The organism is Streptomyces sp. NPDC047072, from assembly GCF_040643855.1.
GTDB lineage: Bacteria > Actinomycetota > Actinomycetes > Streptomycetales > Streptomycetaceae > Streptomyces.
Genome location: NZ_JBEYVC010000063.1, coordinates 25931 through 40814 on the forward strand (window position 1 = coordinate 25931; position 14884 = coordinate 40814).

Below are 14884 nucleotides of genomic sequence, written 5' to 3' on the forward strand. Positions count from 1 at the left end.
CCTTCACCACCGCACTGGCTCGCACGCCGCCGCGGAGTCTTCGTCCTCGTGGGTTCCCGGTCCGCGGCGGTGCCTGGGCGCGACAGGACAGATGTCGGCGCCGCCGCGGACCGAAAGTCGGTGTTCTTCAGGAGGTGTCAGACTTCGGCGCCGGACAGGCGCTCCACCGCCCGCAGCAGCGCCGAGTGGTCCAGGCCGCCGTCGCCCTGCGCGCGCAGGCTCGCGACCAGCTGGGCGACCACCGCGCCGACCGGCAGGGCCGCGCCGACGGTGCGGGCCGCGTCGGTGACGATGCCCATGTCCTTGTGGTGCAGGTCGATCCGGAAGCCCGGCTTGAAGTCGCGGCGCAGGAAGTTGTCCTTCTTGCGGGCCAGGACCGTCGACCCGGCGAGCCCGCCCCCGAGCACGTCCAGCGCGGCCTTCAGGTCCACGCCCGACTTCTCCAGGAAGACCACGGCCTCGGCGCACGCCTGGATGTTCACGGCGACGATCAGCTGGTTCGCGGCCTTCACCGTCTGGCCCGAGCCGTGCGGCCCGCACAGCACGATCGTCCTGCCGAGCGCCTCGAAGAGCGGCTCGGCCTCGTCGAAGTCGGCCTGCTCGCCGCCGACCATGATGGACAGCACCGCCTCGATCGCCCCGGCCTCACCGCCGGACACGGGCGCGTCCAGGACGCGAACGCCCTTCTCGGCGGCGGCCTTCGCGAGGTCGACCGAGGTCTGCGGGGTGATCGAGGACATGTCGATCAGCAGGGCGCCGGAGCGGGCGTTGTCCAGGATGCCCTCGGGGCCGTACGCGATGGCCTCGACCTGCGGGGAGGCCGGCACCATCGTGATGATCACGTCGGCGTCCCGCACGGCCTCGGCGATCGAACCGGCGGCGGTGCCGCCCGCTGTGGTGAGCCGGTCCAGCTTCTCCCGCTCCAGGGTGAAGCCGGTGACGTCGTAACCCGCCTTGATCAGGTTCTCGGACATGGGAGAGCCCATGATGCCGAGGCCTATCCAGGCGACCTTGGGCAGATTGCTCATGATGGGGAGTGCCTCTCAGTACGGGGGGTCAGCGGGACAGCCAGTCGAAGGCCGCGGAACTCGGGCGGTCGCCGGGCTTGTACTCCAGGCCGACCCAGCCGTCGTAACCGGCCTTGGCCAGCCGGTCCAGCAGCTCCTCCAGCGGCAGCGAACCCGTGCCCGGCGCGCCGCGGCCCGGGTTGTCGGCGATCTGGACATGGCCGGTCTTCGCGGCGAACTCGTCGATCACCGCCGGGAGGTCCTCGCCGTTCATGGACAGGTGGTAGAGGTCCATGAGGAAGCGCGCGTTGCCGAGGCCCGTCGCCGCGTTGACCTTGTCGACGATCCCGACCGCGGCCGGGGCGCTGACCAGCGGGTACAGCGGCGACTCGGGCTTGTTCAGCGCCTCGACCAGCAGCACCGCGCCGATCCGGTCGGCCGCGCGGGCGGCGAGGACCAGGTTCTCCAGGGCCAGCGCGTCCTGCTCGGCCGGGTCGACGCCGTCGACGCGGTTGCCGTACAGCGCGTTGAGCGCCGTGGCCCCCAGCGAGCCCGCGAAGTCCGCGGCCACGTCGATGTTGGCGCGGAACCGCTCCGACTCCGCGCCCGGGACCGACAGGGCGCCCCGGTCGGGACCGGGCAGCTGACCGGCGTAGAAATTGAGGCCCGTGAGCTGGACGCCGGCGTCCTCGACGGCCTTCCTCAGGCCGTCGAGTTCCGACCGCTCGGGGGTGGGGGTGTCGACCCAGGGCCACCACAGCTCGACCGCGGAGAATCCGGCCGCGGCGGCCGCCGCGGGGCGCTCCAGGAGCGGGAGTTCCGTGAAGAGGATCGACAGGTTGACGTTGAAGCGCTGCTCTGCGAATCCCATTCGCGGCGCCCCTTCCGTGTCGTGATTTTCCATGATGCGGAAGTTAGTTTCTGCTTATTGGAAGATTGCCGTCGCCTCGAAGGCGTTGTCAAGAGGGCCCGGCGGAAAACCGCACAGCGGGTTAGGTTGTGCGCGTGCGATTGAGAGTGGAGTTCACGACCGAGCCCTTCGACCTCGACGAGGCCCCCGCGCATGCGCTCGTGGCCCGCGAGGTCATCGAGGCGGCCGAGCTGGACACGGTGGACGTCGGCCCCTTCGGCAACACGGCCGAGGGCCGCGCCGACGCGGTGCTCGGTGCCGTGGACGCCATGCTGCGCAGGACGCTCGAGTCGGGCGCCACCCGGATCTCGCTCCAGGTCAACGTGATCGGGGAGGGGGCCGAGTGACCGGTTCCGCGGACGAGCCCTTCATCACGGCGGTCAAGCCGCTGGTCGACGCCATAGGCGGGGAGCTGCTCCCGCCGGACGAGGCCGGTCCCGACGACGTCGTGCTCTCCTGGGAGGGCGCCGAGGCCGTCGCCGTACGGCTGCCGCAGCTCGCGGACTCCCTCGACCACATCCTGGCCGCCATGGAGCGCAAGAAGGGCAGGCCGCTCGCGGACCTCGACCGCAAGGCCAAGCAGGAGGTCGTACGGATACTGGAGGCGCGCGGCGCCTTCTCGGTACGGCACGGCGTGGAGACCGTGGCGAGCGCGCTCGGGGTGAGCCGCTTCACCGTCTACAACTACCTGAACCGGGACAAAGCGTAGAAAGCGCTGCCGGGTGGGTTCTGTAACCCCGAATTTTCAACAAAGTGTTGACGTGATGTCGTGCGGGAGCGTTAGCTGACGCCATGACGCCGACATCCGAGCCCGCGGGCCTGGCCCGGTTCAACGCCCTGGAGGAGCACGCGGCCTACGCCGTGCTCCACGAGGCGTGCGCCTCCGCGACCTGGGCGAAGCGACTGCTCGCCGCCCGGCCGTACGCCACGGTCGACGCCCTCTTCGCCGAGAACGACACCGCGATGGCGGAACTGACCGCCGACGACCTCGCCGAGGCGATGGCCGGCCACCCGCCGATCGGCCGCCCCAAGCCGGGCGACCCGACCTCGGCCCGCGAACAGTCGGGGATGGCCTCGGCCGACGCCGCGCTCAAGGCCGAGATGCTCGACCTGAACCTCTCCTACCAGGAGCGGTTCGGCCATGTCTTCCTGATCTGCGCCACCGGCCGCACCGGCGAGCAGATGCGCGACGCGCTCAAGGAGCGGATCGGCAACGCGCCGGAGCGGGAGCGCGAGATCGTCCGCACCGAGCTGGGCAAGATCAACCGTATCCGGCTCGCCCGCATCGTCGAAGAGGACCGAGCGTCATGAGTACGAGCACCACCGCCTCCGTGTCCACGCACATCCTGGACACCAGCGTCGGCCGCCCCGCCGCGGGCGTCGCCGTCCGGCTCGCGGCCCGTAGCGGCCGCGATGCCGACTGGCAGGCGCTCGGCGGCAGCGCGACCGACACGGACGGGCGGTGCAGGGACCTGCCGGCCCTGCCGGAGGGGACCACCCACGTACGGCTCGACTTCGAGGTCGAACCGTACTTCCTGAAGAAGCAAGCCGATGCGCAGCAGGACGCCCCCGCGAATCGGGACAGCGGTGCCGGAGTGTTCTTCCCGGAGGTGGCGATCACCTTCGCCGTCAAGCCCGGCGAGCACTACCACGTACCGCTGCTGCTCAACCCGTTCGGCTACTCCGTATACCGAGGGAGCTAGCTATGCCCATTCTTGGACCGAACCAGTACGGCAAGGCCGAGAACCGAGTCGTCAGGATCACGCGGGACGGCGCCACCCACCACATCAAGGACCTCAACGTCTCGGTGTCGCTGAGCGGCGACATGGACGAGGTCCACTACTCCGGCTCCAACGCCAACGTCCTGCCGACCGACACCACCAAGAACACGGTGTACGCGTTCGCCAAGGAGCACGGCATCGAGTCCGCCGAGCAGTTCGGCATCCACCTCGCGCGGCACTTCGTCACCTCGCAGCCGGCGATCCACCGCGCCCGCATCCGCATCGAGGAGTACGCCTGGGAGCGGACCGTGGGCGGCCACTCCTTCGTCCGCCAGGGCCAGGAGACCCGGCTCGCGCAGATCACCTACGACGGCTCGTCCTGGGAGGTCGTCTCCGGCCTCAAGGACCTGACCGTGCTGAACTCGACGGACTCCGAGTTCTGGGGCTACGTCAAGGACAAGTACACGACCCTGCCCGAGGCGTACGACCGCATCCTGGCCACCGAGGTCTCCGCCCGCTGGCGCTTCAACTGGACCGACGACACCGAGGACATGCCCGACTGGGACACGTCGTACGAGCAGACGAAGCAGTACCTGCTCCGGGCCTTCGCCGAGACCTACTCGCTCTCGCTCCAGCAGACCCTCTTCCAGATGGGCTCGCGGATCATCGACAACCGCGCGGAGATCGACGAGGTCCGCTTCTCGCTCCCCAACAAGCACCATTTCCTTGTGGACTTGGAGCCCTTCGGCCTCAAGAACGACAACGAGGTGTACTTCGCCGCCGACCGGCCCTACGGCCTGATCGAGGCGACCGTCCTCAGGGACGGGCGCGAGGCGAAGATTCCGGCTGACCTCACCAACCTCTGAAGGACCGACCATGGCAGCCGCTGAGCGCATCGTCATCGAGAACTGTTCCCTCGCCACCGTCGACGCCCACGACACCGAGTACGCCTCGGGCCATGTCGTCATCGCCGGCAACCGCATCGAGTCCCTCGGCGCGGGCAGGGCCCCCGAGGGCCTGACGGACGTCGTACGCCGTATCGACGCCACCGGCCACCTCGTCACCCCCGGCCTGGTCAACACCCACCACCACTACTACCAGTGGATCACCCGGGGCCTGGCCACCGACCACAACCTCTTCAACTGGCTCGTCGCGCTGTACCCGACCTGGGCGCGCATCGACGAGCAGATGGTCTACGCGGCCGCGCAGGGGTCCTTGGCCATGATGGCCCGCGGTGGTGTGACCACCGCGATGGACCACCACTACGTCTTCCCGGCCGGCTCCGGCGACCTCTCCGGCGCGATCATCCGCGCCGCCCGCGAGACGGGCGTCCGCTTCACCCTCGCCCGCGGCTCCATGGACCGCAGCGAGAAGGACGGCGGTCTGCCCCCGGACTTCGCCGTCGAGACCCTCGAAGGCGCCCTCGCCGCGACCGAGGCCACCGTCAAGGAGCACCACGACTCCTCCTTCGACGCCATGACCCAGGTGGCCGTCGCCCCCTGCTCGCCCTTCTCCGTCTCCACCGAACTCCTGCGGGAGGGCGCCGAGTTGGCCCGCCGCCTCGGGGTACGGCTGCACACCCACGGCTCGGAGACCGTCGAGGAGGAGCAGTTCTGCAAGGAACTGTTCGGCATGGGCCCGACCGACTACTTCGAGTCCACCGGCTGGCTCGGCGAGGACGTCTGGATGGCGCACTGCGTCCACATGAACGACTCCGACATCGCCGCGTTCGCCCGCGCGAAGACGGGCGTTGCCCACTGCCCGTCCTCAAATGCCCGTCTGGCGGCGGGAATCGCCCGGGTCCCCGACATGCTCGCGGCCGGCGTCCCGGTCGGCCTCGGCGTCGACGGTACGGCGTCCAACGAGTCCGGCGAACTCCACACCGAGCTGCGCAACGCGCTGCTCATCAACCGGCTCGGCGCGCACCGGGAGGCCGCCCTGAACGCCCGCCAGGCGCTGCGTCTCGGCACCTACGGCGGCGCCCAGGTCCTCGGCCGCGCGGCCGAGACCGGCTCGCTGGAGGCGGGCAAGCTCGCCGACCTCGTGCTGTGGAAGCTCGACACCCTCGCCCACGCCTCGATCGCCGACCCGGTGACCGCGCTGGTCTTCGGCGCGGCGGCACCGGTGACGGCCTCGTTCGTGAACGGCCGTCAGATCGTCGAGAACGGCCGCCTGTTGCACGTCGACGAGGACGAGATCGCCCGCTCCACACGGCAACAGGCCCAGCGCCTCGCCCGAATCGCCGGTCACTGAGCCCCGTAGGGCACCGATCTCCGGTCGGGTGGGACGGCTCCCGACCGGCAGCCGTGGACGCCCCAGGGCGTTCACAGCGGCCGCCCCCGGGGCGCGTGCCGGACACACGCGCCCCGGACCGGTCGTCACCGCCCCCTCGTGGTCCCGGGGATTGGTGCGGATGTCCCGGTTCGGACGGCTGCTACCGCTGGTAACCCGGGACATCCACACCAATCACCTTGGCGCCCGTCCGCGCGAGACGGCGGGGGCTCGGGTCAGACGATCTCGTAGCTGTCGCCGTACACCTTCCACTTGAGCGGGGTGTCCAGGTCGAGGTTGCCCTGGTCCAGGAAGATCCGCTGGGCCGTCTCGACCCGGCTGACGTCACTGTGTGCGGCCTCCTGCTTCATCGCCCACACTCGGGCGTCCAGGAAGGCGTTGAGGTACGTCGTCTCGGCGCCGCCGTCCGCCGGGGTCTCCGCGTTCTTTCGGGCCCGGGCGCGGATGCCGCCGAAGCTGAGGGCGTCGGTGCCGGGGCCGTGCATGACCATCGCGTCGTAGTAGACGAACTGGCCCAGGGTGCCCAGCCCGTCCTCCTTGGCGCGGGATACCGCCGGGTCGAAGTAGGCGCGGTCCCGTTCGTCGCGCTGGGCCTTGCGGAACGTGGAGGTCTTCGCCGCCGCCCGCCAGGCCGCCGGGAAGCCCGGGTCCAGGCCCTGGTGCGAGGCGGTGCCGTTCACCGTGCGGAGCGCGGGCAGGTAGGGGGCCAGCGGATTGTCGGGGTTTCGTGCCGTGTGGAGCTCGACCAGCGCCAGCATGTCGCTCGTACCGGAGCAGAAACCGATGATCCCCGCGGTGTAGCCGCGGCCGTCGCCGATGTCCTCGATGTACGTGTACTGCGCCTTCCAGTCCAGCGAGGAGTTCTCCGCGCTGGACACCAGCCGCATCGCGAGATCCTTCTTGTCCGGGGCGGCGAGACCGGCCGCGTCGGCGGCCTCGGCGGACGGCCACCGCGTGCTCAGTGCGGTGACTCCGAGGGCGGTGAGAAGGGTCCGGCGGGTGGCTTTTGCGGACGGAAAGTGCACGCCAACTCCAAAGGGGACGCTGTGAAGGGGAGTTGAGGGTTGCGCGGGAAGGTGGGAATGCGGTGGGGCCGTCGTAGCAGGTCGCTGTGAAAGCGGGTCACCGTCTGTCGATCGCCTGGCAGGGACGTGGGCCCGGGAGCCGGCCGGTGACGAAGGAGCGGGGCGGGACGCCCATGAGGGCGCGGAAGTCGGCGCTCATGTGCGACTGGTCGTAGTAGCCGGCGGCGACGGCGAGTTCGGCCCAGGAGACGGTCGTGGCGTGGGCCAGCACCGCGCGGACCCGGTCGATGCGGGCGTAGTGCTTGGGGGACAGGCCAACCCCCTCGGTGAACAGATTGCGCAACTGCCGCTCGCTGACGGCGAGTTCCTGTGCGACGGCCTTGACCTGGCCGGGCACCCGGCCGGTGCGGACCGAGAGCGCGTCCACGGCGGCGCGCAGCAGCTGTTGGCGGGACCGCGCGGCACCGGAGGCCGGGAGGAGGGTCGGCAGCACCTCCGTCAGACGGGCGACCAGCTCGTCGGGTTCCCGGTCGGTGATCTCGTACGACAGCCGCCGGGCCGCCTCGGCGGGCAGGTCCCGCAGCGGTACGACCCGTCCGACCAGGTCGGCGGCCGGTACGCCGAGCAGTGGGCGGGCCGTCCCCGGGGCGAGGCTCATCCGCACGCACGAGACCACGTGCTTGCCGTCGGCCGAGTGGTAGGAGGCGCGGGTGCGCGGCCCGACGACGAGGGCGTCGCGGCGGCCGTCCCGTTCGGCCCGTACGACCAGCTTCGTCGCGGTGTCGGGGGCGTGGGTGAGCGGCTCGGCCGGGCGGTCGCCGGCCGTCACCGAGTCGGCCTCGGTGATCCACGGGCGCAGGGCGTCCGGCACGGGCAGGGGGCGGTCGGCGAGGGCGGTCGGAGGGCGGTCGGCGTGGGTCACCTCTCCAAAGTAAGCGTGCGGTGGTGCCGTCCGGAGGAGGCGACCGTGCCGGAATTTCCTAGAGTCGCCGGGGCCTCGGCGGCCACGGTGGGGGACATGATCCTTGTGACGGGTGCCACCGGCACCATCGGCAGTGACGTCGTACGACAGCTCGCGGCGCGCGGCGAGAAGGTCCGCGCGCTGACCCAGGACCCCGCTCGGGCCTCGTTCCCCGCGGGAGTGGAGGCGGTGCGCGGCGACTTCCTCGACGAGCCCTCGGTGACCGCGGCCCTGGACGGGGTGACGGCGGCCTTCATCGTCGGCGTGTTCGGACCCGAGGACGGCGGACGGGACGTACGGCTGGTCCGGCTGGCGGAGGAAGCGGGGGTACGGCGGATCGTCAAGCTCTCCGCCATCGGTACCGGCGACCCCGCCTTCGGGGTGTTCGGCACCTGGCATCTGCCGGGGGAGGAGGCGCTGCGGGCGACGGGGGTGCGGTGGACCGTGCTGCGCCCCACGTCCTTCGCCTCCAACACGCTGAGCTGGGCACCGGCGGTCCGGGCGGGGGAGGCGGTGGCCAACATGACCGGGGACGGACGGCAGGGGGTGGTGGATCCGCGGGACGTCTCGGCGGTGGCGGTGGCGGCCCTGACGGACGACCGGCACGCGGGACGGACGTACACACTGACCGGTCCCTCCGCCCTGAGCGTCCCCGACCAGGTGGCGGTGCTGGAGGAGGTGCTCGGGCGGCCGGTGGGAGTCACGGAGTCGACGCCGGAGGAGACCCGGGAGCGGCTGGTCGCGGCGGGGATGGGCGCCGAGGCCCTGGAACCGGTGCTGCACAGCATCGAATTCGCCCGCCGGGACGGCAACGCGCTGGTCACGGCGGATGTGGCGGAGGCGCTGGGCCGGGGCGCGCGGTCGTATCGGGAGTGGGCGGAGGATCACCGAGAGGCATTCGCCTAGGGCCTGTCCGGCGGATCAGGCCGGCCGCGAGGAGCCGTGCCGATCAGCCGCTGCCGCGGCGGGCGACGCGATGGGGGCCCCTCCCGCGCGAGGTTGTTCGAGCGTGGGGGAGTCGGCGAGTGACGACAACGCGGCTGGGGGCACCTCCCACGCCCTCGATGCAGTGGGGGAGGGCGTGCCCAGCCCCGCGACGTCGGCATGATCCACCGGACAGACCCTAGCCGCGGCTCGTCCGGTGCCGGTCGCGCAGGGTCACCGCGGCCAGGGCCAAGGCGGCGAGGGCGATCAACGTGCCCACCCGGAAGGCCACTTGGTGGCCCGCTGCCGTCGCCTCTCGTGCTCCCGCGTTCGCCAGGCCCTCCGTGTGCTGTGCCGCGATCACCGACAGCACCGCCAGGCCCAGTGAACCGCCCACCACCTGCGTCGTGTTGAACAGTCCGGATGCCAACCCCGCGTCCTCCTCCCGCACTCCGGACATCGCCAGGCCCGTCAGCGCGGGCATCGCCGCCGCGAAGCCGGCCGCCAGGAGGAGCAGGACCGGGAGCACGTCGGTGAGGTACGAGCCGTTCACGGGGGCTCGGCTCAGCAGGGCCATGCCGGTGACGATGAGGGTGAGGCCCGCCAGGAGCACCCGTAGGCGCCGAAGCGGTCGATCACCCGCGCCGACAGGCCCAGCATCAGCGCGCCGATCGCGACCGGTGCCGGAAGGAAGGCCGTGCCGGTGAGCAACTCGTCGTAGCCCAGGACCCGTTGGAGGTAGAGCGCGCCCAGGAACTGGAAGCCGTACATCGTCGCGATCATCAGGACCTGGACGGCGTTCGCGCCGGACAGCCGGCGGGAGGTGAACAGCCGCAGCCGGAGGAGGGGACGGGCGGCCCGTGCCTGACGGACGACGAAGCCCGCGAGCAGGGTCAGGGCGAGACCGGCCGGCAGGAGGGTGGTGGCCGGCGCGCGGTCGCCGGCGCCGACGATGACGTACACCGTCAGCATCAGCGCCCCCGTGACCAGCGCGGCTCCCGGGTAGTCGGCACCCTTTCCGAGTCCGGCGCCGGTGTCCGGTGTGAGCACCCGGAGGGCGGCCAGCAGGGCGACGGCTCCGATCGGCAGGTTGATCAGGAAGATCCAGTGCCAGCTGAGCGCCTGCGTGAGCGCCCCGCCGAGGAAGGTGCCGAGCGCCCCGCCCGCCGCGCCGACCGCGCTGAAGACCGCGATGACGCGGGCCTGCTCACGCGGATCCGGGCCGCCTCGACCGGTGGCTCCGCCGGGTGCGAGCAGCATGCCCAGGACGACCGCCGAGGTCATCGCCCCGCCCACCCCCTGGAGCGCCCGCGCGGCGATCAGCAGGCCCTGACTCGTGGCCACCCCGCACAGCACCGAGGCGGCGGTGAACACGGCGAGCCCCGCCGTGAACATCCGCCTGCGGCCGACCAGGTCGCCGAGCCGGCCCACCAGCAACAGCAGACCGCCGAAGGGGATCAGATAGGCGTTGACGACCCAGGCCAGCCCCGGCCCCGAGAAGCCGAGGTCCCGCTGGATCGCGGGCATGGCGACGGTGACGATGTTGCCGTCCAGGACCGTCATCAGGGTGCCCGCGCACAGGACGGCGACCTCGGCCCAGCGGGAGTACGTTCGGCGGGGTGGTCGGGTCGGGGACTGGGTCGTGGCCGTCATGGCGGGCGTGGCCTCCGCGAGCTCGATGGTTCCGGTACGTGTCCTAGGGGCACGACTTGTAACGGGGTTCATCGTGGGTGACCATGGGGGGCGCCGTAAGGAGGCAGTCCGATGTCCCAGAGGAACACCGGTGTTACCCCGCAGGTCGTGAACGCGCACGCGTGCCCGGTCCGCGAGGTTCTTGACAGGGTCGCCGGAAAATGGAGCGTGCAGATCCTGGTGGCCGCCGCGCACGGACCGATCCGCTTCACCGAACTGGAGCGCGGAATCGAGGGGATCAGCCGCCGCATGCTGACCCTGACCCTGCGCAACCTGGAGCGCGACGGTCTGGTGACCCGCACGGTGCATCCGACGGTGCCGCCCAAGGTGGAGTACGAACTCACCCCGGTGGCCCGCGAGTTGCACGAGACCCTGCTGCGGCTGACCGACTGGGCCGAGCGCAACAGGGTGTACATCGCCGACGCGCGCGCGGCCTACGACGCCGAACGCGAGCCGGAGCCGGTCTGACCTCGGTTCCGGCCTAGTCGAAGTAACTCGGGTCGGTGGCCAGGGATTTGAAGACCCCGCACGGGTCGGGGACCATGCGGCGCTCCTTGAGGTCCAGGAGGCCGCCCACGGCGTCGATCTCGGCGGCGGTCGTGCCGTCCTTCTTGCGGATCGTCTGGCGTATGCGGAACGTCTTGCCCTCGGTCCACTCGAAGACGCAGGTCACCTCCACCTCGTCGCCCGCGAGCAGCTCCCGCCGGTAGCGGATGGTGGTCTCCAGCGCCACCGGGCCCACCCCGCTGCCGATGAGGTCGGCCTGGGTGATGCCGGCGTCCCGGAGCAGGGACCAGCGGGCGTGTTCCGCGTAGTTGATGTACACGCTCTGGTTGAGGTGCCCCTGCACGTCCGTCTCGTACCCGCGGACGGTCACCGGGACGGAATACGGCTCGGTCATGGCAATCCCCTTTCAAGGCAGGGCAGTTGACGGACAAGATCCTGACACGGGTCGCTATGCGCGGCGCGGGGAGGCCAGCAGGTAGCGCCGTCTCGTGCGGGGCTCGGTGTACTCGCCGGCCTGCCAGCCGGTCCCTTCCAGGGTGATCGCGCAGGCCCGCAGCGTCTCGGCGTCCGGTGCGTGCACGGCGACCGCCTCCGGCTGCGGGGTCGCCCGCACCCGGTAGCCGGGCGAGCTCCCCGCTTCCGGGGAGTGGCCGGCCGCCTCCAGGGCGAGCGCGGCGGCCTGGACGAGGTGCGCCCGCTCCCAGCCGCAGGGCCGGTCCGTAGCGCCGTCCGGGTGGGTCATCCGGCGCAGCTCCAGCAGCCCCTGCCAGGCGCTGTGCACCTCGCGCACCCGGGCCGGTCCGGTGTCCGCCGGCGCCTCCTCGCCGCCGACGCGCGCCGCGAACACCCCCGAGTCCGCGGCGACCGGTGCCTGCGCGGCGGGCTCCGGCACCGTCTCCCGCACACGATGGCCCGACGGGGTCAGGAAGTGGTCGTGCGGCGGCCGCGGATGGCGGAAGGCGAGCCCCCGCTTCACCAGCGCCGCGAGCTGCGTCTCCGTACCCCGCAGCCGTCCGGTGACGGGGTCGGCGCTGTCGATCACACGCCGTTGCGCGGCGGTGGGCGGTCGTGTCACGGCGTGCTCCTTCCCGGCGGCGGGCCCGGCCCCACGAGCCGGGCTCCATCCGCTTCGAAGGCTACGACGCGCCACTGACATCGGTGATGTCGCGCGTCCCGCTCAGTGCCCCGGCGACGACAGCCCCTGCACCGACTGGGCGAGCTGGCCCACGGCCAGGACCAGCGGGGTCACCGGCCGGCAGAACTCGTTGAGCCGGTCCAGCGCCCGCCGCAGCACCGTGGGCTGCGGCTCCGGCTCCTCCAGTTCCTCGCGCAGCCGGCGCAGCTCCCGCGTCGTCGCCTCCGGCTCGGTCAGTTCCGCGCGGTGCTCCTCCAGCAACCGCTCGACGAGGGCGAGGAGTTCGGCCGTACGCTCGCCGTCCTGTGCCTGGAAGGAGACCGAGCCGGAGAAGGCCTGCGCCTGGTGGCCCACGGCCTGGTTGCCGACGTACTGCGTGCCGCCGCTGATCACGATGCCGTTGTTGACCGGAGGGTCCTGTCGCCTGTCGTCGTCGTGCATGAGTGGGACCCCCTACTTGTCGGAGCCGCCGGTGCCGCTCAGGGCGGCCGGACCGGGCTGCTGCGGGATGTTCTGCGTGGCGCTAGCACCCGAGCCGATCGCCTGGTTGCCGACGATGCTCGTCCCGCCCTGCTGGATGACGCCCTGGTTGAGGATGGTCTGCTGCTGGGCGCGGAAGTCGGTGGTGTCGTAGCCGTGCGCGTCGAGGAACTCGCGGACGGCGGCGAGGGTGTGGCGCTGCACCAGGGCCGTGATCCGCTCGGCGTCCACGACCTGGAAGTAGTTGTGGTACTCGGGGCCCAGCGCCAGTTCCCGGATGCTGGTCCGGGCGCCGTAGTCGTAGACCGGGTCCTGCTCCATGGCCTGGATCTCGTCCACCATCCGGCGGCTGTGCCGGGCCTCGAAGCGGGCCCGGCCCGCCGCCCGGAAGGGCGCGCCGAAGAACGCCGTTCCGGTGTGCAGGAGCGCCTGGGTCAGCAGTCCGCGCCGCGCCCCCGGGGTGAGCGGGCCGCGCAGGCGGTCGGCCACGTGGTAGGCGGCGTGCACGGGGCTGAGCACGTGGTTGTCGATGTGCAGATGGAGCGAGCGGCCCACGGTCGAGAAGTGCAGGAACACGCTCGGCACCACGTCACCGCCCCACAGCGGCACATGGACGGCCAGGTAGTGGCGGACGGCGCCGGTCGGCCGGAGCATGATCCGCTCGACCTCCTCGGCCGACAGCCGGGTGGCGGGCGCGAGGGTCGCGGTCCGCATGAACCGCTCGTCGTCCCCGACGGCCGTCCCGCTCACGAAGACCCGGTCCTCGATGACGAGGGAGCCCGACGTCTCCCCGTCGGCGACCGTGCCGAGCCGCTCGCGCACCTGGCCGACGAGGTCGGCGACGGTGAACGGCACGGGCCCGGCGGGACGCGCTCCCAGGCCGGCGGGGTCGTCGGCGGGCAGCAGCGGCACGGTCAGCTGCGCCTGGGAGCGGGTCCCGCCGAAGCCGACCCAGGGGGTGTAGCCGCTGTAGACGGTGACGTTGCCGTTCTGCGCCTCCCTGAGGGCCGTGAGCCGGTCGGCGATCCACCGCCGGTCGGGCACCGTGGGCCGGGGCTGCTCGGCGAAGGTCTCGCGGGTCATGGTCGTACGCAGCAGCCGGTCGACGTCGAGATCGTGGCGTACGACCGTCACGTACGCGAAGACCGCGGCGCCGACGGAGACGAGCGCGGCCGGGACCCCGGCCAGATAGGCGCCCAGCAGCCAGCCGAGGAACCCGGGCGTGGGCAGCAGCGACACGACGACGCCGAAGCAGAAGGCGAGGATCGCCACGATCCCGGCGGTGACGGCGGCGCCGATCAGGGCCCGGCCGTCGGGCTGGCGCCTGCCCCGGGTGGAGAGGCCGGGTTGCAGGCCCGCGCGGCGGGTGGCGCCGAGACAGGCCACGGCGACGACGAGCCACAGTGGCGCGACGACGGCCACGGCGGCGTAGGCCGCGGTCAGCCGCAGATCGCGCTGCTGCCGGAGGTCCCGGGCGGTCAGGCAGTGGCGGGCCACCGCCACCAGGTCCACGTCGGGGGAGGGGGCCACGGCACCGGCCTCGTCGGCCAGGACGTCCTCCACCACCCGCTCGGCGAACCCCTCGTCGAGGTAGGCCGCGGCGCACAGATAGCGGGTGACGTCACCCGGCGTGCTCCCGACCGGCATGCGCTCCTGCGGGATCGTCATGCCGAGCCCTCCTTGTCTCCAGCGTCTTCGAGGACTCCGGTGGCCGGGCGGCGCGGCGGTCAGGAGCGCGAGGAGCACGCCGACCGCCAGGCCGAAGATGAGCGAGGTGCGCAGCACTTCCTTGAACAGCAGGTCGGCCGGTGACAGGTCCGCGTCGGGGACGAACGCCTCGTACAGGCCCCACCAGGCGAACTGGGAGACGGCCGTGACCAGCACGCCCGCGGCGAGGCGGCGCAGCCGGCTCCCGGCCGGCCGGGAGGCGACGAAGGCCAGCCCGGCGAGCAGGACCAGGACGGCGAGGTCGTTCACCACCAGCCCGGCGGTGCTGCCGTACCGGTCGCTGTCCACCTCCCAGCGCGGGGCGAACGCCGCCTCCATGAGCCAGCGAAGAAGGCTGTCGTCGGACAGTTCGACGTAGAACTTCCGGACGTAGTAGTCCGAGAGCGGCCGTTGCACCCACGGGCTGCCCGCGAGGACGACGGCCAGGAGCAGCAGCGCGACCGGGCCGCGCGACAACTTCCCCGCACCGAAAGCACGTTGACGTATCAGTGACACCCGGGGT

At 71.8% G+C, this 14884-nt stretch carries 16 protein-coding genes and 1 pseudogene; 8 read left to right on the top strand and 9 right to left on the bottom strand.

The features are described from left to right. Positions 1-137: 137 nt before the first annotated feature. Positions 138-1028 (bottom strand): 2-hydroxy-3-oxopropionate reductase, encoded by an 891-nt coding sequence (locus ABZ896_RS25410; protein ID WP_360933385.1) that lies wholly within the window; start codon positions 1026-1028, stop codon positions 138-140. Positions 1029-1056: 28 nt separating this feature from the next. Beyond that, a complete protein-coding gene (locus ABZ896_RS25415) occupies positions 1057-1878 on the bottom strand; it encodes a TIM barrel protein (protein WP_360933388.1) in 822 nt (273 codons plus the stop codon). A 134-nt stretch (positions 1879-2012) separates the two neighbouring features. Between ABZ896_RS25415 and ABZ896_RS25420 the strand changes: the two genes are divergently transcribed. The 6 genes from ABZ896_RS25420 to ABZ896_RS25445 all read left to right on the top strand — a co-directional run bounded on the left by ABZ896_RS25420 (position 2013) and on the right by ABZ896_RS25445 (position 5891). Then, the gene (locus tag ABZ896_RS25420) at positions 2013-2264 is read left to right on the top strand and encodes a hypothetical protein (RefSeq protein WP_360933390.1); all 252 of its coding nucleotides are present in this window, start codon (positions 2013-2015) and stop codon (positions 2262-2264) included. Beyond that, complete coding sequence (locus tag ABZ896_RS25425; protein WP_360933393.1) at positions 2261-2626, top strand: helix-turn-helix domain-containing protein; 366 nt, start codon at positions 2261-2263, stop codon at positions 2624-2626. Before ABZ896_RS25420 ends, ABZ896_RS25425 begins: the two co-directional genes overlap by 4 nt. Before the next feature lie 83 nt (positions 2627-2709). Further along, a complete protein-coding gene (gene uraD, locus ABZ896_RS25430; protein WP_360933395.1) occupies positions 2710-3228 on the top strand; it encodes a 2-oxo-4-hydroxy-4-carboxy-5-ureidoimidazoline decarboxylase in 519 nt (172 codons plus the stop codon). Beyond that, entirely contained in the window at positions 3225-3620 is a 396-nt protein-coding gene (gene uraH, locus ABZ896_RS25435; protein ID WP_360933398.1) for a hydroxyisourate hydrolase, read from the top strand. Before uraD ends, uraH begins: the two co-directional genes overlap by 4 nt. A 2-nt stretch (positions 3621-3622) precedes the next feature. Further along, positions 3623-4504, top strand: a complete 882-nt coding sequence (gene pucL / locus ABZ896_RS25440; RefSeq protein WP_360933401.1) for a factor-independent urate hydroxylase — start codon at positions 3623-3625, stop codon at positions 4502-4504. Positions 4505-4514: 10 nt separating this feature from the next. Then, positions 4515-5891 carry an 8-oxoguanine deaminase gene (locus ABZ896_RS25445; RefSeq protein WP_360933404.1) on the top strand — a complete coding sequence of 459 codons (1377 nt, stop codon included), beginning with the start codon at positions 4515-4517 and terminating at the stop codon, positions 5889-5891. Positions 5892-6145: 254 nt separating this feature from the next. On the opposite strand, the gene ABZ896_RS25450 is transcribed toward ABZ896_RS25445, so the two are convergent. Together ABZ896_RS25450 and ABZ896_RS25455 are read right to left on the bottom strand one after the other, a co-directional pair. Further along, on the bottom strand, positions 6146-6955 hold the full coding sequence (locus ABZ896_RS25450) for a chitosanase (protein WP_360933407.1): 810 nt from the start codon (positions 6953-6955) through the stop codon (positions 6146-6148). Positions 6956-7052: 97 nt separating this feature from the next. Beyond that, positions 7053-7877 (bottom strand): helix-turn-helix domain-containing protein, encoded by an 825-nt coding sequence (locus ABZ896_RS25455; RefSeq protein WP_360933410.1) that lies wholly within the window; start codon positions 7875-7877, stop codon positions 7053-7055. Between the two features lie 96 nt (positions 7878-7973). Here ABZ896_RS25455 and ABZ896_RS25460 point away from each other — a divergent pair, with 96 nt between their 5' ends. Continuing rightward, positions 7974-8822 carry an NAD(P)H-binding protein gene (locus ABZ896_RS25460; protein WP_360933413.1) on the top strand — a complete coding sequence of 283 codons (849 nt, stop codon included), beginning with the start codon at positions 7974-7976 and terminating at the stop codon, positions 8820-8822. Positions 8823-9039: 217 nt separating this feature from the next. Here the strand turns inward: ABZ896_RS25460 and ABZ896_RS25465 are convergent. Continuing rightward, positions 9040-10493: pseudogene (locus tag ABZ896_RS25465) on the bottom strand (MFS transporter). 111 nt (positions 10494-10604) lie between these two features. Here ABZ896_RS25465 and ABZ896_RS25470 point away from each other — a divergent pair. Beyond that, a complete protein-coding gene (locus tag ABZ896_RS25470; RefSeq protein WP_360933416.1) occupies positions 10605-11000 on the top strand; it encodes a helix-turn-helix domain-containing protein in 396 nt (131 codons plus the stop codon). A 13-nt stretch (positions 11001-11013) separates the two neighbouring features. On the opposite strand, the gene ABZ896_RS25475 is transcribed toward ABZ896_RS25470, so the two are convergent. The 4 genes from ABZ896_RS25475 to ABZ896_RS25490 form a co-directional block, all read right to left on the bottom strand. Beyond that, a complete protein-coding gene (locus tag ABZ896_RS25475; RefSeq protein WP_360933419.1) occupies positions 11014-11433 on the bottom strand; it encodes an acyl-CoA thioesterase in 420 nt (139 codons plus the stop codon). 54 nt (positions 11434-11487) lie between these two features. Beyond that, a complete protein-coding gene (locus tag ABZ896_RS25480) occupies positions 11488-12114 on the bottom strand; it encodes a hypothetical protein (RefSeq protein WP_360933422.1) in 627 nt (208 codons plus the stop codon). Between the two features lie 102 nt (positions 12115-12216). Then, positions 12217-12615 (bottom strand): hypothetical protein, encoded by a 399-nt coding sequence (locus ABZ896_RS25485; RefSeq protein ID WP_360933425.1) that lies wholly within the window; start codon positions 12613-12615, stop codon positions 12217-12219. Positions 12616-12627: 12 nt separating this feature from the next. Continuing rightward, positions 12628-14877 carry a hypothetical protein gene (locus ABZ896_RS25490; RefSeq protein ID WP_360933428.1) on the bottom strand — a complete coding sequence of 750 codons (2250 nt, stop codon included), beginning with the start codon at positions 14875-14877 and terminating at the stop codon, positions 12628-12630. Between the last annotated feature and the right edge of the window lie 7 nt (positions 14878-14884).